At 61.4% G+C, this 22,706-nt stretch carries 11 protein-coding genes and 1 pseudogene; 7 read left to right on the top strand and 5 right to left on the bottom strand.

All coding sequences use genetic code 11. The annotated features are described in order from the left end of the window. Positions 1 to 13: 13 nt before the first annotated feature. Positions 14 to 2,182 (top strand): TonB-dependent siderophore receptor, encoded by a 2,169-nt coding sequence (locus PQQ95_RS04295; RefSeq protein ID WP_408435193.1) that lies wholly within the window; start codon positions 14 to 16, stop codon positions 2,180 to 2,182. 123 nt (positions 2,183 to 2,305) lie between these two features. On the opposite strand, the gene PQQ95_RS04290 is transcribed toward PQQ95_RS04295, so the two are convergent. Both PQQ95_RS04290 and uvrA read right to left on the bottom strand, forming a co-directional pair. Continuing rightward, positions 2,306 to 3,391 (bottom strand): AI-2E family transporter, encoded by a 1,086-nt coding sequence (locus PQQ95_RS04290; protein ID WP_408435191.1) that lies wholly within the window; start codon positions 3,389 to 3,391, stop codon positions 2,306 to 2,308. A 34-nt stretch (positions 3,392 to 3,425) separates the two neighbouring features. After that, positions 3,426 to 6,299, bottom strand: coding sequence for an excinuclease ABC subunit UvrA (gene uvrA, locus PQQ95_RS04285; protein ID WP_408435190.1), 2,874 nt, complete (start codon positions 6,297 to 6,299; stop codon positions 3,426 to 3,428). A gap of 373 nt (positions 6,300 to 6,672) precedes the next feature. Here uvrA and PQQ95_RS04280 point away from each other — a divergent pair, with 373 nt between their 5' ends. Both PQQ95_RS04280 and PQQ95_RS04275 read left to right on the top strand, forming a co-directional pair. Next, on the top strand, positions 6,673 to 7,863 hold the full coding sequence (locus PQQ95_RS04280) for an MFS transporter (protein ID WP_408435188.1): 1,191 nt from the start codon (positions 6,673 to 6,675) through the stop codon (positions 7,861 to 7,863). A 201-nt stretch (positions 7,864 to 8,064) separates the two neighbouring features. Then, on the top strand, positions 8,065 to 8,607 hold the full coding sequence (locus PQQ95_RS04275; protein WP_408435186.1) for a single-stranded DNA-binding protein: 543 nt from the start codon (positions 8,065 to 8,067) through the stop codon (positions 8,605 to 8,607). Positions 8,608 to 8,663: 56 nt separating this feature from the next. On the opposite strand, the gene PQQ95_RS04270 is transcribed toward PQQ95_RS04275, so the two are convergent. After that, positions 8,664 to 9,467 (bottom strand): bestrophin-like domain, encoded by an 804-nt coding sequence (locus PQQ95_RS04270; RefSeq protein WP_408435184.1) that lies wholly within the window; start codon positions 9,465 to 9,467, stop codon positions 8,664 to 8,666. A gap of 305 nt (positions 9,468 to 9,772) precedes the next feature. On the opposite strand from PQQ95_RS04270, the gene PQQ95_RS04265 reads away from it, so the two are divergent. Further along, the gene (locus PQQ95_RS04265; protein ID WP_408435182.1) at positions 9,773 to 11,413 is read left to right on the top strand and encodes a methyl-accepting chemotaxis protein; all 1,641 of its coding nucleotides are present in this window, start codon (positions 9,773 to 9,775) and stop codon (positions 11,411 to 11,413) included. A 184-nt stretch (positions 11,414 to 11,597) separates the two neighbouring features. Beyond that, positions 11,598 to 11,906, top strand: a complete 309-nt coding sequence (locus PQQ95_RS04260; protein WP_408435180.1) for a hypothetical protein — start codon at positions 11,598 to 11,600, stop codon at positions 11,904 to 11,906. A gap of 13 nt (positions 11,907 to 11,919) precedes the next feature. Here the strand turns inward: PQQ95_RS04260 and PQQ95_RS04255 are convergent. Next, positions 11,920 to 12,589 (bottom strand): annotated as a pseudogene (locus PQQ95_RS04255) (ShlB/FhaC/HecB family hemolysin secretion/activation protein); the annotation flags it as partial. Between the two features lie 22 nt (positions 12,590 to 12,611). On the opposite strand from PQQ95_RS04255, the gene PQQ95_RS04250 reads away from it, so the two are divergent. Then, positions 12,612 to 13,097 carry a hypothetical protein gene (locus tag PQQ95_RS04250; RefSeq protein WP_408435178.1) on the top strand — a complete coding sequence of 162 codons (486 nt, stop codon included), beginning with the start codon at positions 12,612 to 12,614 and terminating at the stop codon, positions 13,095 to 13,097. A gap of 74 nt (positions 13,098 to 13,171) precedes the next feature. Further along, a complete protein-coding gene (locus tag PQQ95_RS04245; RefSeq protein ID WP_408435177.1) occupies positions 13,172 to 13,402 on the top strand; it encodes a SymE family type I addiction module toxin in 231 nt (76 codons plus the stop codon). A 200-nt stretch (positions 13,403 to 13,602) separates the two neighbouring features. On the opposite strand, the gene PQQ95_RS04240 is transcribed toward PQQ95_RS04245, so the two are convergent. Further along, on the bottom strand, positions 13,603 to 22,581 hold the full coding sequence (locus tag PQQ95_RS04240; protein WP_408435175.1) for a hemagglutinin repeat-containing protein: 8,979 nt from the start codon (positions 22,579 to 22,581) through the stop codon (positions 13,603 to 13,605). Positions 22,582 to 22,706 lie beyond the last annotated feature (125 nt).

Genomic DNA, 22,706 nt, shown 5'->3' with positions numbered 1-22,706 from the left:
AACGGAATCAGCGATGAGCGTAAAGAACGGGGTAAATCGGTCGAAGAAACGGCTGACGGTGCGGCCATTGCATATGGCGGCGTGTCTGGCATTTGCAGCCAGTCAGGGAGCGTGGGCGCAACAGGCGTCCGTCACGCAGGCGCTGCCGGACGCAAGTGAAAATGCGCTGCCGACGGTCAAGGTCACGGCGAAGCAAGACACGGCACAACACCTGAAAGAAGACGTCAGCAGCGGGGCACTCGGCGCGCGTTCGCAACTCGACACGCCGTTCTCCACCACCGTGGTTACCAGCGAAGAATTGCAGGATCGCCAGCCGTCCAAACTCGGCGACGTGTTCGCCACCGACGCCTCCGTCTCCGACAACGGCAACGCTTACAACGCCTGGGCTACCTACGTGACGGTGCGTGGCATGCAGCTCGACTGGCAGTCGGGCTTCAAGATCGACGGCATGCCCTTCAATAGCTATGGCATCACGATGCCGTACGAGCAACTCGAAAAAGTGGAATTGCTGAAGGGACTGACCGGCTTCATGTACGGCTTTGGCGCGCCGGGCGGTGTGGTCAACTATGTGACGAAAAAACCGCCGGTTTCGACCACGCCGATACGCAGCGTCGATATCGGCTACCAGACCGACGGCGTGTGGAGCGAGCATGCCGATCTCGGCGGACGTGTCGGCCCAGACGGCATGTTCGGCTACCGCCTGAATGCGACGCACGAAGAAGGCAAGACCTACAACGAAGGCAATGTGCGGCGCGATGCCGTGTCGCTGGCGCTCGACGCCCGCATCACCCGTGACCTCAAGGCGACCTTCGGCGCGCTGTATCAGGAGCGTCATTCGAGCGGCATCACCGGGGCGATCTCGACGGCACAGTATCCCGGCACGGGCTTGCCGCACACCTTAAGTGGCGGCACTGGCGACCTTTCTGGTCCCGACCAGCATCTGAACACGAACGTGCAGCTCTACACGGCCGGCGTGCAGCACAACCTGGGCCCGGACTGGACGCTCAACGCGAACTACAGCTACAGCAAAAGTTCGCGCGATCGTAATGAGAGCACGTATTACCTGCTAAACGGCGCGGGCGATTACACGGATAGCCGCTTTGCCGGCAAGGAAGGGCATCAACTGAGCTTGTGGCAGGTGTCGGCGGAAGGCAGTGTCAAGACGGGGCCGTTCCAGCATCAGCTCGTGTTCGGCGCAGCCTATCAGCGGCAAACCAACGACTACGGCGCAAACAGCTTCTTCGGCCAGATTGGCACCGGCAACATCTATCAGCCGAACACCAATATTTTCGACAGCGCGTCGAATTACTACACGTACCGTGACAGCGACATCACGCAAAAGGCCTTGTTCGCGAGCGATACGATCCAGTTGACGCAGCGCTGGTCGGTACTCGGCGGCGTGCGTTACACGAACTACGAACAGCACGGCTATTCGACCACCGGCGCGACTCTCTCGACATACAGCCAGAACGGTGTCGTGACGCCTACCGTCGCGTTGATGTTCAAGCTGGCGCCGACCACTACGCTGTACACCAGCTACGTCGAATCGCTGGAAGCGGGCACGGTGGTGGGCGATACGTATGTGAATCGGGGCGAGCTGCTCAAGCCGTTGCGCAGCAAGCAGTACGAAGTCGGGATCAAGAGCGAGCATGCGCGCTGGAGCGCGACGGCCGCGCTGTTCCGGATCGAACGCGGCTCGGCGTATGCAAACAGTGCGAACGTCTTCACGCAGGACGGCGAGTCGATCTTTCAGGGCGTGGAGTTTGGCGGCGATGTACGCCTGGGTTCGAGCTGGAATGTCGGCGGCGACCTCATGTGGATCAACACCCAGTACGAGAAGGGCGCGGCCAACAACGGCAATCGCGTAGCTGGCGCGCCGCAGTTCGTCGTGGCGGGTCATGCGACGTACTCGGTGCCGTATGTGCCGGGGCTGCGTATCGGCGCCGACGCGAAATTCACCGGCAATACCAACGTGCGTCCCACCGCCAATCTCAACGCGCCGGGCTACATGCTGGTCAACCTGGGTGCGAGCTACGCCACGCGCATCGGCGGGTACGACGTGACGTTCCGTGCGGCGATCGACAACCTGCTCAATCGCCGCTACTGGGAATATCAGTACGCGGACTACGTGACGCCGGGCGATCCGCGCACGCTGTCATTGAATGCGCGCATCGACTTCTGATGCATGAAAAAAGCGGCACCCGTGTGCCGCTTTCTTTCGCTCGCTTGTTGCACGCTGGCAGTCGGCATGTCGCCGGCCACTACGACTTAAATCGTTGCGCCCCTGTTCCCGCGCGTCGCCAACTCACACCAGCCGCAGATAAATCAACTCCCGCTTGATATACGCATAGAAGATCGGCGCCGCGACCACGCCGGGGATGCCGAATGCGGCTTCCATCACGAGCATCGCGATCAGCAGTTCCCAGGCGCGCGCCTCGATCTGACCACCGACGATGCGCGCGTTTAGAAAGTACTCCAGCTTGTGAATCAGGATCAGGAACACCAACGACATGATTGCTGCCGGAAAGCTCACCGAGAGCGCCACCGCGACGATGATCGTGTTCGAGATCAGATTGCCGATCACCGGCAGCAGGCCGACGATGAACGTCACCAGCACCAGTGTTTTGGAAAGCGGCAGCGTGTCGTGAAAGATCGGCAGCACCACCAGCAGGAAGATGCCGGTGAAGACCGCGTTGATCGCGGAAATCTTGACCTGGGCGAATACGATGCGGCGGAAAGCGTCGGCGAAACGGGTCACGCGCGTGATGAACGCCGTGGACAGCGGCAGGCGTTGCATATGCTTCTGCGCCCCGACCGCGATGATCGCGCCGATGATCATGCCGATCAGGATGTGGGTGAAGCCGCGCGCCGCGGTCTTGCCGCTTTGCTGCAGCATGTTCGCGTGCGTCTGCATCAATTCGGCGGCCTTGGTCTTCATCTGGTCGGTATCGACCGGCAGATAGTTGGCGACGAATTGCGGAATCCGGCCACGCGCCTGGTCGATCAGCTGCATGGCCTGGTCGAGCAGTTTCTGCACGCTCGGCACGTCGTTCTCGAAATGCTCGATGATGCCGAGCGTCAGCCCCGTCAATGCGCCGACTATCACGGCCGAGAGGATCACCACCGCGAGCCAGCGCGCGCGCTGACTCGACATATGCCGTTCAATGCGCGGCGCAATGGTGTGCACGAGTTGAAACACGAGCAGCCCGGCCAGCAACGCGCCGAGCAGTTTCAGTTCGATGACCGCCCACATTCCGATCAGCATCAGCACGTAACTGCCGATTTCGACCGCCGACAGCTTCGGCAGGCTCATGTCGCTAGTCAGCCTGACCGGGCGTGGGCGTAGGTCCTGCACTTGCCCGTCGTCGCTCGCCTGATTCCGCTTGGCCATGGCTTATTCCGTCTCCAACCCGTGTTGTGCAGCGTTACTTTCTACTGGCAGTGCGTTTCAGCAGCGGCGCCAGATACTTACCGGTAAAACTTGCCTTCGACCTGGCAACCTGCTCCGGTGTGCCTTGCGCAATGATCTGACCGCCACCGGCTCCGCCTTCGGGGCCGAGATCGATGACCCAGTCGGCAGTCTTTATTACATCGAGATTATGCTCGATGATCACGACGGTATTACCCTGGTCTCGCAAACGATGAATGACTTCCAGCAGCAATGCGATGTCATGAAAGTGCAATCCGGTGGTCGGCTCGTCCAGGATGTATAGCGTGCGACCCGTGTCGCGCTTGCTCAGTTCCAAAGAAAGTTTGACGCGCTGGGCCTCGCCGCCCGACAGGGTAGTGGCCGACTGGCCCAGCCGGATGTAGCCGAGACCCACGTCCAGCAAGGTTTTCAGCTTGCGCGCGACGACCGGCACCGGCTTGAAGAACTCGTAGGCGTTTTCCACCGTCATGTCGAGCACTTCGCTGATGTTCTTGCCTTTGTATTGGACGTCCAGCGTTTCGCGGTTGTAGCGCTTGCCGTGGCAGACGTCGCAGGGAACGTAGACGTCCGGCAAAAAGTGCATTTCCACCTTCAGCACGCCGTCGCCCTGGCAGGATTCGCAACGGCCGCCCTTCACGTTGAACGAGAAGCGGCCCGCTTCGTAGCCGCGCTCCTTCGCCGCCGGCACGCCCGCGAACAGTTCGCGGATCGGCGTGAACAGGCCTGTGTAAGTGGCCGGATTCGAGCGCGGCGTGCGGCCGATCGGCGACTGGTCGACGTTGATGACCTTGTCGAAGTGCTCCAGACCTTCGATCGATTCGTACGGCGCGGGCTCGGTAGACGAGCCATACAGGTGATGCGCAACCGCGTGATACAGCGTGTCGTTGATCAGCGTGGACTTGCCCGAACCGGACACGCCGGTCACACAGGTCAGTAGGCCGACCGGCAGATCGAGCGAGACGTGCTGCAGATTATTGCCGTACGCCTCGACGATGCGCAGACGGCGTTCGTCCGGTTCCTTGCGTTCGTCCGGGAATTCGATGTTGCGGGCGCCGGACATGTACTGTCCGGTCATCGACGCCGGGTTTGCCTGCACCTGTTTGGGCGTACCCTCGGCGATCACCATGCCGCCGTGCTCGCCTGCGCCCGGACCCATGTCGACCACGTAGTCGGCCATGCGGATCATGTCTTCATCGTGCTCGACGACGATCACCGAGTTGCCCAGATCGCGCAGATGCTTGAGCGTGGCGATCAGACGATCGTTGTCGCGTTGATGCAGCCCGATCGACGGCTCGTCCAGCACGTACATCACGCCGGTCAAACCGGAGCCGATCTGCGACGCGAGACGAATCCGCTGCGCTTCACCGCCCGACAGCGTTTCCGCGCTGCGTTCGAGCGACAGATAATCGAGCCCGACGTTATTCAGGAACATCAGCCGTGCGACGATCTCTTTGACCACCTTGTCCGCGATTTCGCGCTTCGAGCCTTCGAGCCGCAGCGTCTGGAAATAGCCGAGCGCGTCGCGCAACGGCCAGCCGCTGATTTCGTAGATGCCGCGCGCGTCGCTGTTCGAGCCGATCCGCACGAAACGCGCTTCGCGCCGCAGCCGCGTGCCGGCGCAGGCGGGGCAGGACTGATTGTTCTGGTACTTGGCGAGCTCTTCGCGCACCGCGACCGAATCGGTCTCGCGGTAACGCCGCTCCAGATTCGGGATGATCCCTTCGAACACATGCTCGCGCACGGAAGTGCGGCCGCGCTCGTTGATGTACGAGAACGGAATCTCCTGCTTGCCCGAACCGAACAGCAGAATCTTGCGGACTTTTTCCGGCAGGTCTTCGACGGCCGTGTCGATGTCGAACTCGTAGAACGCCGCGAGACTTTGCAGCATCTGGAAGTAAAACTGGTTACGCCGGTCCCAGCCCTTCACCGCGCCTGCCGCCAGCGACAGCGACGGATGTGCGACGACCCGCTTCGGATCGAAGAAGGTAATCTGGCCGAGGCCGTCGCATTCCGGGCACGCGCCCATCGGATTGTTGAACGAGAAGAGGCGCGGCTCGAGCTCCTGCAGCGAATACGAGCAGATCGGGCAGGCGAACTTCGAGCTGAACAGATGCTCCTTGTCCGTATCCATTTCCAGCGCGATCGCGCGGCCGTCGGCGAGACGCAGTGCCGTTTCGAACGATTCGGCGAGGCGCTGCTTCATATCGCCGCGCACTTTCAACCGGTCGACGACGACGTCGATCGTGTGCTTGTCATTCTTTTTCAGCTTCGGCAGCGAGTCGACGTCGTAGATCTTCGCGACGCCCTCGTTGGCCGTGCCGCCGCCCGAACGGACGCGAAAACGGATGAAGCCCTGCGCCTGCATCTCTTCGAACAGCTCGACGTGCTCGCCCTTGCGGTTCGCCACCACCGGCGCGAGGATCATCAGCTTCGTTTCTTCCGGCAGCGCGAGCGCGGCGTCGACCATCTGCGAGACGCTTTGCGCTTCCAGCGGAATTTCGTGATCCGGACAGTACGGAGTGCCGACCCGGGCGAACAGCAGCCGCAGATAGTCGTGAATCTCGGTGACGGTGCCGACCGTGGAGCGCGGATTGTGCGAGGTCGCCTTCTGCTCGATCGAGATCGCCGGCGACAGGCCTTCGATCAGATCGACGTCCGGTTTTTCCATCAATTGCAGGAACTGGCGAGCGTAGGCGGAGAGACTTTCGACGTAGCGCCGCTGTCCTTCCGCGTAGAGCGTGTCGAACGCCAGCGACGATTTACCCGAGCCGGACAGGCCCGTAATCACGACGAGCTTGTGACGTGGGAGGTCGAGATTGACGTTCTTCAGGTTGTGGGTGCGAGCCCCACGGATACGGATTTGTTCCACGCGTTATTCCAAGACTTGGCCCGTGACCCGGCGGAAAGAGGAAGAGGCTAAACCTGCTACTATAACGACTTTTCAAGACCGCCGTTACGGCTTCCTGACAGCCCGAAGAAGGTGCAAGGCAAGCTGTAAGGCAGCGGCCCAGCGCCGCGGGAAAGAGGGCTAACTGGGGCCAATTTCCGCGAGTACAAGGCGCCGCGAGGCTCCGGACGAGTGTCCGGCAAGGCCGCCGGCCCGAAGCCGCGCCATATGCCAGCCGCTGTCCAGCCGTAATGTGGTAAGCCGCCAGGTTGTGGCCGTCCTGCGGGGAAGGCCCGCCCGCGGTGTACCGCCCCGTGGTAGGCCGCTCCGCTCATTCAAAGAACGCTTCCGATCGATGTCCAATCCGTCCGCTATATCCTCACGCATGAGCGCGCCTGAAATGCGCGCGACCGTGTCGCTCGCTGCGATCTTCGCGCTGCGCATGCTCGGTCTCTTCATGATCATGCCGGTGTTCTCGATCTACGCGAAGACCATTCCCGGCGGCGACAACGTGCTGCTGGTGGGGATCGCGCTCGGCGCGTACGGCGTGACGCAGTCGATGCTGTACATCTTCTACGGCTGGATCTCCGACAAGGTCGGCCGCAAACCGGTCATTGCGACCGGCCTCCTGATTTTCGCGCTCGGCAGCTTCGTCGCCGCGGGCGCGCACGACATGACGTGGATCATCGTCGGCCGGGTGATTCAGGGCATGGGCGCGGTGTCGTCCGCGGTGATCGCGTTTATCGCCGACCTCACTTCCGAAGAGCATCGCACCAAGGCGATGGCGATGGTGGGCGGCAGTATCGGTGTTTCATTCGCGGTGGCGATCGTCGGTGCGCCGCTCGTATTCCAGTGGGTCGGCATGAGCGGCCTGTTCACGCTGGTCGGCATCTTCTCGATTCTGGCGATCGGCCTCGTGCTGTGGGTCGTGCCGGATGCGCCCAAGCCCGTCCACGTGCGCGCGCCGTTCGCCGAAGTGCTGCATAACGTGGAACTGCTGCGCCTGAACTTCGGCGTGCTCGTGCTGCACGCCACGCAAACCGCGTTGTTCCTCGTCGTGCCACGCATTCTCGAAGCCGGCGGCCTGCCGGTCGCGTCGCACTGGAAGGTGTATTTGCCGGTAATGGGCCTCTCCTTCGTGATGATGGTCCCGGCGATCATCGCCGCGGAAAAGCGCGGAAAAATGAAAATCGTGCTGTTGTCCGCGATCGGTCTTATCCTGATCGGACAGTTGTTGTTGGGCGTCGCACCGCATACGATTCTGAGTGTGGCGGCGATCCTCTTTGTCTACTTTCTCGGCTTCAATATTCTGGAAGCGTCGCAGCCGTCGCTGGTGTCGAAACTGGCGCCGGGAACCCGCAAGGGCGCGGCGGCCGGCGTGTACAACACCACGCAGTCGATCGGGCTTGCGCTGGGCGGCGTGGTCGGCGGTTGGCTGCTCAAGGCGGACGGTCAGAGCGCGGTGTTTTTCACTTGCTCGGGACTGGTCTTTTGCTGGCTTATAATCGCGGCAAATATGAAACAGCCGCCGCGCAAGAAGGCGTAACAGCGCCCCCAATCCGGGCACTTCGCGCCAGGCTTCCCGAGGGATTGCCTTCGGTGTGGAAAACCTGGGACGGCCCGGCGTTTTCTTGACAGAACTCACCCGGCGGCGGGCTGAGGCGCAGTTCCGGTCTCCGGCGCACCGGCTTGAGACGTGAATTGTGTGTTGCCGCGCCGCCCGCAATGGAATCAACAGGAGAAACTCATGGCATCCGTGAACAAGGTCATTCTCGTCGGCAATCTCGGAGCCGATCCGGAAGTCCGTTATCTTCCGAGCGGCGACGCAGTGGCGAACATCCGCCTTGCGACGACGGATCGGTACAAGGACAAAGCGTCCGGCGAAATGAAGGAAGCGACCGAATGGCACCGCGTGTCGTTCTTCGGCCGGCTGGCTGAGATCGTGTCGGAATATCTGAAGAAAGGCTCGTCGGTGTACCTGGAAGGGCGCATCCGTACCCGCAAGTGGCAGGCTCAGGACGGCACCGATCGTTACTCGACGGAAATCGTCGCCGAGCAGATGCAAATGCTGGGTGGCCGTGGCGGCTCGATGGGCGGCGGTGGCGACGAAGGCGGGTATAGCCGCGGTGAGCCGTCGGAGCGTAGCGGCGGCGGTGGTGGCGGTGGCGGTCGCGCGGTCTCGGGCGGCGGTGCTTCGCGTGGCGGCAGCGGTGGCGGCGGTGGTTCGAGCCGTCCGAGCGCGCCGGCCGGCGGTGGGTTTGATGAGATGGACGACGATATTCCGTTCTGATCAACCCGCACGCGAGTTGAACGATGTAAAAAACCCCGCTCGAAAGGCGGGGTTTTTTATTTGCGCCTGAGGTGCTCCAGTGCATCTCTCATCGGCAAACTGGAAACGACAATCGGCCCGGTAAATGGCGTATCCAGATCGACGATCACATAAATGGCAGACGCAATCGATACGGCTCCCAGCGTGATCATGACTAGCGCCAACGCATTGCGTGGCGCAATCAATCCGAAGCTGAGAAAAATCACGCACAGCCAGAACGTCAGCGTCATCAGGAAAGGCAGAGAAATTGAACTGTGTGCTTCCTCGATGATCTTCCAGCGAGCATCCACGGTTCGCCGATATTGCGTCAACGCATCGTCGAGCGCGCGCTGTTGTAACGGACTATGCGCCTGCAATTGCCGCAACTGCCTGCCCACATCAGTCAGCATATCGCCAAGCCGCACGTTCTCCAGTTTCTGCGAGTTGTCCTGCGTTCCGATGTTCCTCGGATAATCACCGGTTGGAGTGGGCTCGTCGGGCCATGTCGATGCAATCGCCGCCGCGGTGTACAAACGCAGCAGGCGGCGGGCCTCATCGGTATCGCCGCCGTATTCCCGCATGGTTGTGTCCAATTCGATCAGGTCAGCCGCGAAAGTGCGCAAATCATTCGATTCGGTATCGAAACCGGATTTCGCGGACGCCGTCATCAACCCGAGCACCAAGGCGGCAAACGTCACGAGCATGCCGATAACCAACTGAATGAGTTGCACGGTTTCGTGTGCCTTGTGCTCCTCAGGCAGCAACGGGCGCACCCACACGCCAAAGCCGGTTCCGACAAGCAATAAAGCGAAAACCAGCAGAGCCGAGCCTATTTCTGACATAGAAATGCTCCGGAGACGCGCGCCTCGTCACTTTCTACCAAGCGCCGGCTGCTGACCACCCGGGTAGTCCCGCAAATGCCGGTGCGTGAGCGGCCGCTGACTTCCGTTTGCATGTTGAGGTATCGCAAACGTATGCGCCATCAACCATAAAGTTTTCTGTAATCCCGCCGTAGACCATTTGTGTGGCGTTCGCTTAAATTTTAAACAAGCGTTGCGGACCTGGCCGTATGGGCTTGGGCGCAGCACGCATGGCCGAGGCTGGTTTTCTAAACATTCGGTCAGGCAGCCCAATGGAGACAAGCCCGATGCTGAAAAATCTGTCGATTCGAACCTGCCTGACCTTGATGATTGTGTTCTTCGGCGTGGTGCTGCTGTTTGGCGCCGCGGCCGGTCTGTTGTCGTTGCGTTCGAGCAACGCGTCGCTGCAGCAGATGTACACCGTGGACACACCCGCAGTCGCCGACCTCGAAGGCAGCGCCGGACAACTGTTGCGCCTGCGTCTGGCGCTGGCGACCTACGCATCGTTGGTCGACCTGAACGACCAGGACGGGGCGAACGCGGTGCTCAAACGCTTTGATCAGTATCAGAAAGCATCGAATGAGCGTCTTGCCCACTATGTGAGCCGCGCGAGCACGGATGCCGATGAACAGCGCCTGATCAAGGACATGCAGGACAAGCGCGACACCTTCCTGCACGAGGGCGTCGATCCGGCGCTGGCCGCGCTGAAGTCCGGCGACAAGACCGCATTCGAGCAGTTGCAGGCGCACAAGCTGCCGTCGCTCTACAGCGCGTACGAGAAGGCCATGCTCGCGCTCGAGCAATTGCAACTCGATCACGGTGCGCAGCGTTATCAGGATGCACAGGACCTGTTCTACGCGATTTGCATTGCGGTGGCGATCGGCATGGGGTTGTCGCTGCTTGGCGCGTTGATCGGGCGGGCAGTCATGGTGCGGGCCATTGTCAGTCCGGTCGATGCAACCATTGCGCAGTTCCAGCGGATTGCTAATGGTGATCTGACCAGCCGGATCGAGGTGACGAGCAATAACGAAATGGGCCGTCTCGCGGCGGCATTGCGCAAGATGCAGGACTCGCTGATCGAGACGGTGAACGCGGTGCGTCACGGCACGGAATCGATCGATACCGGGGTGAGCGAGATTGCCGCGGGCAATACCGATCTGTCGCAACGTACCGAGGAGCAGGCTGCGTCGCTCGAAGAAACGGCGGCGAGCATCGAAGAGCTGACCTCGACAGTCAAGCAGACGGCGGATAACGCGAAGCAGGCGAGTTCGCTGGCGCAGGGTGCGTCGAGCCTGGCTGCTCAGGGTGGCGATCTGACGGAGCAGGTGGTGGGCACGATGCATGGCATCGTCGACGACTCGCGGCGGATTGCCGATATTGTCGGCGTGATTGAGGGGATCGCTTTCCAGACCAATATTCTGGCGCTGAACGCGGCGGTCGAAGCGGCACGCGCGGGCGAGCAAGGGCGTGGGTTTGCGGTGGTGGCGAGTGAAGTGCGGTCGTTGGCACAGCGAAGCGCTGCGGCGGCGAAGGAGATCAAGGGGTTGATCGATGCTTCGACGGCTCGTGTGCAGGCGGGGTCGCAGTTGGTTGAGCGTTCGGGGTCGACGATGACCGAGATTGTCGAGGCGATTTCCCGCGTGAGTTCGATTATGGGTGAGATCGCGGCTGCGGCGCTTGAGCAGAGCACGGGGATCGATCAGGTGAACCTGGCTGTCGCGCAGATGGATGAGGTGACGCAGCAGAATGCCGCGCTGGTTGAGCAGGCTGCGGCGGCGGCTGGTTCGCTGGAGGAGCAGGCTCGGAGGTTGACTTCGGCGGTGGCGGTGTTTCAGACGGGGAGTGGGGGCTCTGCTTTTGCCGGGCGGCGAGGTGGGTTGGCCGCTGCGCGGGGGAAGGTTGATGTGGGTGGGTTTGTAGCGGTTTGATGCGGCAGACTGTGTAGTGTGCTGAAGGGTGATTGAGTGCTTGCGTGCACTGCATGAAAATCAGTACAGGGTGCGCGCTGGACCAAATGTAAACTACGGCCCATGCGCCGCGAATTACCAGCGATCTCAGATACAGCTTCGCGGTGTGCCCGTAAGCTTCAATGCGCGCAAACTGGACAAGCCGATGCGCAAGCAGTTGCTGGCGGATATGGCAGTCGCAACCGCACGGCTCTTCCTGAAAAACGGGTCGTTCGTATTTCTCGACCTGGATGACGTGAAGCGTCGTCAGGACCAACTTGGCTTACGGGAATATCCGGTCAGTGGCCGCCTGCGCGATATGGAAGGTGGACCGGTTCGGGCATCGCTCTGGATGGACCGGCACGGCCGGCTGTCCGAAATTGAATTGATCTTTGCGTTCAGTGGTCCGAACAGCAAGCCCGACTGGTCTACGCTTGAGTTTGTGCAGACCGACTATCCGGAACTGGACGCATAGCGACGGTCAGCATCTAGAACTGCGCTGTTAGCTGGAACCCGACCGTCCATCGTGCGGTCGGGAATGCCGCCGGTTTGTAGATCGGCGTTCCGGCAAACAGGTCGTACGAGACGCCCACAAACCGTGACGGAACGCCGCCGCGAATCCCGATCACCGCAACCGCCACTTGCGTCCCCGCCAGAAACGCCGTATTCGGCCCGAAAACGCGCCCGTAGTCCAGCCCCGCACACTGCCTGCCCGGTTTGCCCAAGCGGCACCTGTAGCTCATTACGCCAGTAGAAACCGCGTTCCGCCGCCAGCATCGTCTCGCCGTCGAAGCCGCGCACCGTGTACCGGCTGCCGATCGTCATGTCGTCCAGATAGAACAGCGTATCGTTCGTGAACTGCCCGTGTACGGTCGTGACATACCGGAAATTCTGTGTCGCAACGGCGAATGGCATCGACACGTTCGCATCGAGTATGGCCATGTGATAACGATAGGTCGGGCTGCCCGCGTAAGGGTCTGCCGTTGCACCCAGGCCGCCGATACCTTGACGGTATGCGAGCGTGCCGTCGAACTGTGCAGCGCCAAAGTAATACCGGTCGGTCACGCCTAATTCCAGAAACGTGTTGTCGCGATGCTGCTGCGGAATGTCGGTGTCATCGATGAAACTGGCGCCGAAGCGCTTCGATAGCTGCACGTAGCCGCTAGAGAAGAGAAGCCGCATGACCGATCTGATGCCCAAGCTCACCGATGTAAAAAGCCTTCAGGACCTCTCCAAGATCCTCGCCTGGCCCATGCTCGTCGTCGCCTATCTCCTGGCTACAGGCCCGCAGATCGCACTGGATGGCGCCATCGTGCTCGACATCCCCGATGACGTGCCGATGAGCACACAGACCTGGCTCTTTTTCGGAATCTTTGCCCTGAAGGCATTCTGGTCTGGTGGCATTGCCGCTTTCGCCTACGCCCTCATCGGCGAGCTACACAAGGAGATGTACTTTCGCTGGAAATGGGTACTTTTTCCATACGTCTCAGCCATCCTTTTTGCGTTTGCGCTGCTCGGCATCTTTGGCTCCTCGCACTTCATCTGGCTCAAGAACCTTGACAGCTTCTGGTGCTATGCCGCCATCGTCTGGGGCTTCTTCCTGCTCGCGATGACCGAACAGCTTCTCGAACCGTTCAGGCGCCGCACCGAACGCAGCACCGCGTAAACGAAGCGCGGGCCGTGAGTGTTACCAGCACTCACGGCCCGCTGACCACAACCAACTCATTAGAGGAGTTGATCATGGCTGACGCCAATCTTAAAGCATTGCACGCTCCTCCCGAGCGACACGCCACCGTCCAGGAGATCATGCGCTGGCGACCCTCACCGAAACCCGGCAGGCCCTGGCGAACACCAAGGTTTTTTCCGTGGCTGCGCATCGCCGGCATCTGGCTTGAGCAGGCCGGCTTCCCGCCCGGCCTGCGCGTGAGAATCCAGGTCGAGCACGGCAGGCTCGTCATCACGCCAGATTGAACGACTCCACAAACAGCAAACCCGGCCGCAGCCGGGTTTGTTGTTCTGGTCGTATAGATTTAGAAGAAGAACTTCTTTACCAAGAGTAAAGCCAAGATACACAGAACGACTCCAACAAATATTTTATAAGTCGTCTTCTGCTCCGGGGTCATGCGCTTCCACTCTTCGTCAGTTGGCCCTCGCATCTCGATCCTCCATCGTCACTTTTTCTCGTTAAGCGGAGTCGAATGACTCCAAGGCACAATGCCCGCCGTAATCCCTCCGGGCGAGGTAATGCCTAGTTCAATAGCTGTTGAACCACCATAGGCGTGGGTAACCGCACCCATTAAATTAATTCTACCGAGGGGGATAGAGACGTAAAACTGGTTTCCGTCTCCATTCATGAATGCATTAGTCGACGATGCATTACGCGCCCCCCAAATCCAACCAAACGTGGCTGTAGCACCCGGCGCCCACGATGCGGGCGGGAATGACTGACTAACACTGTATGACGTATAAACTGCACCGTCGTAGAGGTTGACCGCACCGCCCACTGCGCCTGACAGGCTACCCGCACCGACAGTGGCGTAATTTGGCGACAGAGTTGCCACCAATGGCGTCTCGCTCACCGCTTTTGCCACATCGGCTTGAGCTTGCATGACCTGCTTAAGCTGGGCATCGGTACATGAATTGCCCGCACCACAATACTTGCTCACCAGATCGATTCTGAACGGATCGCCCGGATCGCTCCGTTTGCCGATCGCATTGCTGTCATCGCAGTGAGCGCCGTTGCACGAGCTACTGCGGTTATACAGATCCTCGTTTGCCCCCGCAAATGCACCGGAATTTCCGCCCACGAGTGCGCCCGCGCTTCCGGCCAAGGCATTGGCCAGGATGTTGCCCAGCGTTCGGTTCGCATCGGCGTCGCCAGTTGGGTTTGCGTCGTGAACCGCATTGCTGATGCCGTTCAGGTTCCCCGCCAGTACCGCCGACGTCGCCGCACCCGCGGCGGCGCCCAACGCATTGCCGCCGCCGAGTCCGGCCACCAGCGCACCGCCTGCCGTGTGCATCGCCACGCGCGCGCTGCCACCCTCAGACCACGCCGCAATGCCCGCCTGATCTCCCGCATCCCGCGCCTCCTGCAGACGCAGGTCCGCATAGTTGCCGATCTGCATCGCCACTGCCTGACCGGCCGCGCTCGCCGCACTCATCATGTCCGCCTGCCGCTCCAGCAGGTTGTTCAGGTTCGGCGTTTTCGTGACCGTCCCATTTGTGTCCGACGTGTCGCGGTTCAGGCTCGCCACGTCCTGCGTCTGATGGTCTGCGTCAGTAATATTGATCGCGCCGGCGCTCACGCCGCTGCGTGTCGTCGCGCTGTCACTGCCACTGTCGTGCTGGCTAAGGGCAGGCGTGATACCGCCCGAGTTCGGCACCGAGGCCGGTCCAACCACCTTGTCCGGCACGCCCATTGAAGCGCCGGCCGAGATCCCGCCGCTTTTCACATCGTAGTTCGAACTGTTGGCGATATCGGAGTAGGTCAGCGTGCCGGTTGTCAGCGTGTTCTTCGAAGCGTCCACATCGCTCGCGATGACTGCGCCTTTCAGGTCCGTCTTGCCGTTCACGCTGATGTTGAAACCGCCGTCGCCCGCCTGGATACCGGCCTGTTCGTTCACGCCGGCATAGCTGCCGTTCGCATTCGCATTCCTGTGGCTGAAACTCGCGCTGCCGCCGCCCTGACTGATGGCGAATCCGCCGCCCGTACTTTCCTGATGCACGGCCGTCGTCATCGTGTCCTGCACACTCGCGATGTTCAGGTTGCCGCCAATGTCGGCGTTCATCTGATTGCCGCTCAGGTTCGCACCGATGATGTTCGTATCGCCGCCCGAGATAATCGTCGCGGTGTTTGCGGCCGTCACGTGTGTGTTGTTCTGGATAGCAGTGTCGCCGTTACTGTTGCCGTGCGCCTTCGACATCGACGCATCCACACCGAACCCGCTCGTACCATACGATATGCCCACGCTCGCGCTGCTCGACTGGTTCGTGCTGCGCGTCGAATCAGTGTCGGTCGTGTTGACGAGGTTGACCTGGTTCTTCGCCGCGAGAATCACGTCACTGGCGTTCACGTTCGAGCCGGCAATCGTCACGTTGCCGCTGCCCGTGCTGCTGCCCGAAGCGCCGTTGCCGGTCGCGACGAATGCAGCCGTGCCGCCCGCCGTCACATTGGAACCCCTGTTCGTGGCTGAGGCTTCCGAATAGGTGTTCTCGCTGTGGCTACTGCCGTAACTGAGTTCTATCTTGGCTTCGGGTTGTGCGCCGTTTGCGAGCGCGCCAGCAGCAGCGCCGCCCGCGCCAAGCGCATCGACTGCGCTGCTCGCCGCCGCCATACCGTGCAATGCCGCCGCGCGATCGTCCTGGCTATGGCTCGCCGCGTGCGCCTGGTCGACCATATTCGATATCGCGTCGATAACCGGCGCCTTGATCGCGAGCGTGAAGCCGCTCTTGCTGACCGTCTGCTTCTCGTCGTGTTGATACGTGTCGACCGCTGAGTCGATGGTGACATTCGCCCCCGTACCCGTGACGTTCTTCGCTGCAATCAGGTCGCTGCCCGTCACATGCAGATCGTTGCCGGCGACGATGTTCAGGTTGCCGTTCAGCGATCCGATCGTGCTGCCGGTATTCGTCACCTGTGACGTGCTGGCCGTGCTGGTCTGCGTCTGGCTGCTGACCGATATCCCGATGCCTCCGCCCGTGCCGAAACCGGATTCATGTTTCTGGTAATAGGTCGACGTGTTCTGTGTGTCCTGCGACGTCGTGATCGCCACGTTGCCGCCAGCCGCGAGGTTCACGTCGTTCGTGCCCGCGATGGTCGCACCTTTGACGGTCAGGTCTTTGCCCGCGCTGACGTTGACCGAGTCGCCCGACACGGTACTGGCGACGCCAATATTTGCCTGTGTGGTCTGGCTGGTGTTCGTGGTCGAGCCATGGAAGGCGCTGGCGCGCTTCGACTCCGTTGCCGTGTAGCTGTCGTGTTCCTCGCGCGCCTCGTTGATGTTCACGTTGCCGGTTGCGACGATATTCGCCGTGTCGGTTCCCGTCGAAAGCGATGAACCGGTCAACGTGACATTGCCTTTCGAGGCATCCTTGCTGAGTGCTGCAAGGGTGCCGCTGCCGCCGGCTGTAAAACTCGTCCCGACTACCTGCTCGTCATAACTGCGGTCCGCCTGCTTGCGCGTCCTGTCGTCAGTGGCGACGTTGTTATAGGTCGCGGTATTTGTAACGTTGGTCGCCGTCAGGTTTCCGCCCGCGACCACGGCCATAGTGCCACCCGCCGCGACAGTGGCCCCCCTGAACGTCATGTCGTTGCCACTCTGCATCGCGAGGTCGCCGCCCGCGCTGATGCCGCCCGTCTGGTTAAGCGTACTGCTGGCTTCCCAATGGTGCTGGTCGTTCTTCGTCACGGACTGCGAGGTGTCAGACTGCACGGTATCGACATTGATATCGTGCCCGGCCGCGATCTGCGCGTTACCGCCGGCCGCGATGTTTGCCCCGTGAACCGTCAGGTCATTGCCTGCTGCGATGACCATATCGCCCGTTGATGCAATCGTGCCCTGCGCACCGACCAGGCTCTGGCTGACCTTACTGTTGCCTGCGCTCGAACTGACGCCCACCGTATCCACCAGTGTCGTATTGACGATGTCATGACCCGCCAGCACGGCCACGCGGTTGGCGGTAATGCGACCCGAGGCGTTGACCACGTCGTTCGTCGCCGCGACCACGGTCGTGCCGTTGTCCGCGCTGCTGCCGATCGAACCGCGTCGATTCAGGATATTGGTCGCGATGATAACGGTCTGCGTGCCGCCTTTGATGACACCCGAATTGATCGCGCTGCCGGTGGCGTGAATCTCGACATCGTCGGCCGCAATCAGTGCGCCGGTCGGTTGCAGATCATTGGCGTTTGCGTGCGCGAGATACACGACGGGCGCAAGCACGGTCTGCGTCGAACCGTCCGGCAGGGTGACGGTCTGGTTGACCATCCATACGATGTCGCTGGTCAGCGCATCCATCTGCGCGGCCGTGAGCGCCATGCCCGGCTCAAGGTTGAATTCCTTCGCGACGTTGACGCCGCTGTTCATCAGTGCGCGATATTCGTCCTCGTTGCTCGTGTAGCCTTGCAGGTAGACACGCCCGGTCAGTTGGGTGATCTGGTTGCGTACCATCTGTTCTTCATACGCGCCGTCGCCGAGCCGCTTGATGGTTTTCGACGGATCGAGCCCGAGCGCGCCAAGCATGTAGTCGCTCGAAATGAAACTTGAATAACCGGTCAGACGCGGATCAGTCACGACAAGATACGTCGCACTTGGCGACGTGTTAAACGTGTACAGACCGCTCGACGGCAACGTGATATTCAGCGCGCCAGTCGGTCCCGTGATGGACTGCGGCGCGTTGATGGTCTGCGTCTGGCCGGTCGCGAGGTTGACGGTCTGCGCGCCGCCGCCCGCCACGCCGCCGACTTTGCCATTGGCGCCGAGTGTGCCGCCCGTTGCACCCGTGGCCGAGTTCGCTGCCGCGACGTTGGTGTTGTTGATGTCGGTTGCGTTGATCTGCACCGCGTTGTTCGCGATGATCGTGCCGCCCGTGCCACCGATCGCAACTGGAGAAAGGACGATCGAAGGTTCAACCACGGTTCCCACGTCGCGCGAAATGTTCTCGTTCCACGCATAGGTCGAAACGATGTCCTGCTTCTGGTACTGGTACAGCGTCTGGCCGGTGTTATTCACGAGCGTGCCGCCATAGGCGTCGCTACCAATCGCGATGGCGCTGCCCGCTGCAATCGCGCTATACGCATTGTTCACGGTCCCGACGTTGGCGAGCGTCATGTTGCCGCCCGCGAGTAGTTGGGCCTGCTGTGCCTGCGGACCCGTGACCTGATCCTGCTGCGTGGTGGTTGTCGTGTCGCGCGCTATCTCGACGCGCTGATAGCCCTTATGAGCATCGTTGCGTGAGGTGTACTCCGTGGCCGGGTCGTAGTTGACGTTCGGGTCGTAGCCGTCCCAATAGCTGACGGTAATCGTGCCGTCAGCGTTGGTCGTGATCGAGTTGTAGTAGATCGTCTGCGGCTGGCCATTGACGTTGACGACCAGCACCTTGTCAATGGCGTTCGGCCCGGAAGTCTGCGACACCACATCCGAACCGGAGAAGGTCGTGTTAATCGGCGCGAGATAGCCGTTGTTCCACATGTCCGTCGTACAGAAACCCTTGTCGCCGTTGGTCGTCGTACAGGCCATGTACTTGTCGCGCTTGGTCTGGTGAGCCGTATCGACATCGGTGGTCACTGTTTCGACCGTTGGCGCGGGGCGCGTATTGGTCAGCGTCTGCGTGGCGACTTCAATGTTGCCCTGTGCTTCAATCGTTGACTGGTCGTTCGTGACGGAATTCGCGCGGTTTGCGAGCAGGCCTTTGGCGTCACGCGTGGCATCTGCCGCGATGTTGATATCGCCGAGACTGAAAATATTCGCGCCGCCCGTGTTCGAAATGTCACCAGGCGAGTACAGGTTCACCGCTGTGGCCGCTGCAATTGCCGCCGCCGCGCCTGTGTTCGCGATGGAACCGGCGTTCAGTGTCACGGTATTGCCGACGATGGTCGCGACGTTCACAAGCGCGGCGCTATGCGTGGTGACGCTATCGCCTTCGATGCGGCCCGCGTTGCTGATTGAGCCGGCTGCGTTGACCGTTGTGTTCGTCGAATTCAGGTCTGCGCCGGTCTGGTTATCGACACTGGCCGCGTTGACCGTGAGCGCATTCACCGCGCCGAGCGTACCCTGATTGGTGAAATTACCCGACGTGTTAAAGGTGAGGTCGTGATTCGCTAGGATCTGGTTCGTACCGTCGAGTGTGTAGTCGCCGTTCACCGTCACCGCGCCGTCGTTGCCGGCGATGATTCTGCCGTCCCCCGTAAGCTGGTTCGTCGTAACGCTCAGATTCTGGTCGCTGCCGATCGCGCCACTCTGGTTCGCGAGCGAGCCTGTAGCAATCGCGATGCTGCCGCCGCTGCTGGTGTCGTTGCCGATCCTGCCTGCTGTGTTGTCCAGTGTCGCGACGTTCAGGCCGATCGCGCCGTTGCCATGAACCGAGCCGCCCGCATTGATGAATGCCGCATTCGGACCGTTGAGCGTGACGTTATTCGCGCCCGACAGTTTCGCGTTCGTGTTATCGGCGAGTTGCCCGATGTTCAGCGTCAGGTCGTGGCCGGCGATGGTCTGCGCGCCGCCCGTGTTGGATAGCATTTGCGCGTTGAGCGTCACGTCGCCATTACCGCCGATCGTCCCGGCGCCTGCCATGCCGCCCGTGTTTCTGTTTGTAATTCCGGCCGCGCTGATTGTCGTCGCACCATTGCCAGTGTTCGCGACGCGGCCGTTTGTGTTGTCGAGCGACGCGGCCGATAGCTGCATGGTGGCGTCCGTGCCGTCCGCTTCGATCTGTCCGGCCGTGTTGTCGATCGCGCCCTGTGCCGATGCGCTCACGTTGCCCGTGCCCTGAATTAGTCCCGCGCGGTTGTCGAGCGTGCTGCCGGACTGAACGGTCGTAGTGCCGGCTGCCGTGATCGTGCCGCCCGCATTACTAACGCTGCCGCCCGATACCGACACGTTGCCATTGCCGCCAATCAGGCCGTTATTCGTATTGGTCACTGCGCCGCTGGCGTTGACCGATGTCATGCCCGTGCCACCGTTCGCGATGGAACCGCTGTCGTTGGCAACGGATTGGGCAGACACGGAAAGCGTGTCGTTTGCCTGGATCGTGCCGCCAGCGTTGACCAGTGCGCCCGCATCCGTCACCGACACGGTCTGCGCGCCGATATAGCCGCCTGCGCTGTTGTCGAGCGAGGCAACGTTAAGTGTCGCGCCGGTCTGCGCCGCGAGTGTACCGGCGCGGTTCGATACTGCCCCCGCGTGCGCGTCGAGTGCGCCGTTGGTCGCGATGGTGCCGCCGTTATTCGATAGCGTGCCGGTTTTCACTGACAGCGTGCCGCTGCCAGAACTGGCGATCGTGCCGTTGTCGTTCAGGAGTGTGGCGGGGCCGAGCGCGAGATCCGTACTGTTGGTCTGGATCGTGCCGCCCGTATTGTCGAGCGTGCCGGATACGTTGACGCGGGCCGCACCGTTGCCGGTCTGCGTGATTGCGCCGCCGTGATTGACGAGGTTTGTCGCGCCGAGCGTGAGCTGGTCCGCACTCGTCGAGCCGTTGCTGTTGTCGAATGTCGCAGCGCTGATGAACGCCTGCCGGCCGGCTGCGATCGTGTTCGCGTTGGTCAGCGTCGTGCCGGCCGATACGTTCACATTCCCGTTCGCTGCGAGCGTGCCGCCGTTGAACAGCGTTTGAACCGCTGCCGCAATCAGGTTCTGGACTGCCGTAATCGAGCCCGCGTTTGCAATCTGTCCGGCCTGCACCGTGACGTTCCCATTGCCGCCGATGTTGCCAGTCCCGTTGCCGCCCGCGCCGTTGTTCAGCAGGCCAGTGGTGGATAGCGTCAGGCCGTCCGCATTGAGCGACGCGACACGTCCGGCCGTGTTGTCGAATGACCCGACGCTCGCCGTCAGCGCGCCCGCCGCCTGCATCGTGCCGCCCGTGTTCGAGACTGCGCCCGTGACGTTTTCCGAGAACGTGCCGCCCGCTACCATCTGGCCGTTACGGTTCGACAGTGCGCCCGCATTGACGGTCTGCGCGCCGCCTGACGACAGCACACCGTTATCGTTCGCCAGTGTGCCAGCCGCGCTGGCCGTCAGCGCGCCGCCCGCCGTGGTGGTGGCGCCCGCGGTGTTCAGGTCGCCGGCCGTTGCCGTCAGTGTCAGGTTGCCATTCGCTGACGTACTGCTGCCTGCGAGATTAACCGATGCGCCCTGTATCGTTGCGCCGCCGGCCGCCGCATTGCGCCCGGTTGCCGTTAGCGCGCCGCTCGCGTTCAGAGTCAGTTCGCCCGCCTGGGCAATCGAGCCGTCGCCGTTGATCCCTGCGCCAAGCGTCCCGGCCGATGCAATGCTGCCGGCGTTAACCGTCGCGTTCTGCTGCGCGACCAGCGTGCCGCTGTTGTTCAGCGCGCCCGCCGTGGTTGCGCTAACGTTCTGCTGCGCGTAGGTCGTGCCGCTGTTGTCGATGCCGTCGTGCGCGTTGATCGCGATGTTGCCGCTTGCGTTGGTCTGTCCCGCAAGGACTAGCTTGCCCTGTGTGGTCAGAATCAGGTCGGCCGCCTGCGCAGCAAGTACGCCCTTGGTGGATACGCCCACACCGTTCTCCGTACCGACAAGAACGATGCGGTTCGCATACATGCCGCCGAGATTGCTCACGTCGATGGAGACGCCCGGCACCGGTCCGCTTCCGGCGATCGCTGCGGTGTTCAGCGTATCGTGATCGACACTGTTTGCGCCCGTAATGACGTTCAGGTTCTTCGCGTAGATCGCGGCATTTGCCTGTACCGCGCGTGCAATCAGATCAACCTGGTCGACGTTAGTCACGTTCAGGCCCGCGCCCTGAATCGTGATATTCCCGTTCGTCACGTTGAAGCCTGAGAGCGAGCCGTCCGGCGCGAAGTTCGGCGTGCCAGTGGTCAGAATGGCTCTCGACGTATTGATAAACCCGCCGCCGTTCACGCTGATGCCAGAACCGTTCGCGATGACCACTTCAGCGCGCTGGCCCGCGACTTCAAGATGTCCGTTAATCTGGCTGGCTGCGCTGCTGTTGACCTGATTGACGATGACACGCGCAGACTGACCGGGGCCGAAATTCGGATTGCCGTTAATCATGCCCGCCTGCTGCGTCTGCACGATGGTGGGCGAGTTGTTCAATATCGCGCCTTTTGACGGTATATCGAACTGGCCGTATGTGTTCATCGACACGCCAGCGCCCGACGCCCGGTTGATGTTCACCTGGTCGAGCCCGTTTTGCGTTTGCACCACGGAGGGCGCATGCGCGCCGCCCGGCACGATCTGCGCCGCGGTGAAAGCGGGAGCCGCGCCTAGCAGTACCAGGGTCGCGACTGCGATGTTTCGTAGCGCGAACCTATGCGATATGCCGGATGGACCCGTCAGCACGCGTCTCGTTGCAGCAGTCTCGCCGTTACCTTTGCCCGTCACCGTGGCCGATTCTTCGACGGCAACCAGCATTCCTCTCAGTCGGCTGAATACCAGCCTGAATGCTCTCCGGTTCATCTTCTTTTGTAGTACGGATTGGTAGAGGTCCGTAACCTACCGAATGACGCAAGCCGGATGTGTTAAGAGTCGTCAAGGTTTGCGACGGCACAACGGTTGGCGCGAAATCAGTCTTGTCTGATTGC

Origin of the sequence: Paraburkholderia caffeinilytica (assembly GCF_046030355.1) — a bacterium.
GTDB classification, from domain to species: domain Bacteria; phylum Pseudomonadota; class Gammaproteobacteria; order Burkholderiales; family Burkholderiaceae; genus Paraburkholderia; species Paraburkholderia caffeinilytica_B.
The sequence above is the reverse complement of the archived record's forward strand: the minus strand, read 5'-3'. Positions and strand labels throughout refer to the sequence as shown.

Bases quoted from the DNA above. Each gene is read 5' to 3' on its own strand.
- PQQ95_RS04240 (WP_408435175.1), bottom strand. From the start codon at position 22,581: ATGAACCGGAGAGCATTCAGGCTGGTATTCAGCCGACTGAGAGGAATG.
- PQQ95_RS04270 (WP_408435184.1), bottom strand. From the start codon at position 9,467: ATGTCAGAAATAGGCTCGGCTCTGCTGGTTTTCGCTTTATTGCTTGTC.
- PQQ95_RS04275 (WP_408435186.1), top strand. From the start codon at position 8,065: ATGGCATCCGTGAACAAGGTCATTCTCGTCGGCAATCTCGGAGCCGAT.
- PQQ95_RS04245 (WP_408435177.1), top strand. From the start codon at position 13,172: ATGGCTGACGCCAATCTTAAAGCATTGCACGCTCCTCCCGAGCGACAC.
- PQQ95_RS04290 (WP_408435191.1), bottom strand. From the start codon at position 3,391: ATGGCCAAGCGGAATCAGGCGAGCGACGACGGGCAAGTGCAGGACCTA.
- PQQ95_RS04295 (WP_408435193.1), top strand. From the start codon at position 14: ATGAGCGTAAAGAACGGGGTAAATCGGTCGAAGAAACGGCTGACGGTG.
- PQQ95_RS04260 (WP_408435180.1), top strand. From the start codon at position 11,598: ATGCGCAAGCAGTTGCTGGCGGATATGGCAGTCGCAACCGCACGGCTC.
- PQQ95_RS04250 (WP_408435178.1), top strand. From the start codon at position 12,612: ATGACCGATCTGATGCCCAAGCTCACCGATGTAAAAAGCCTTCAGGAC.
- PQQ95_RS04265 (WP_408435182.1), top strand. From the start codon at position 9,773: ATGCTGAAAAATCTGTCGATTCGAACCTGCCTGACCTTGATGATTGTG.
- PQQ95_RS04280 (WP_408435188.1), top strand. From the start codon at position 6,673: ATGTCCAATCCGTCCGCTATATCCTCACGCATGAGCGCGCCTGAAATG.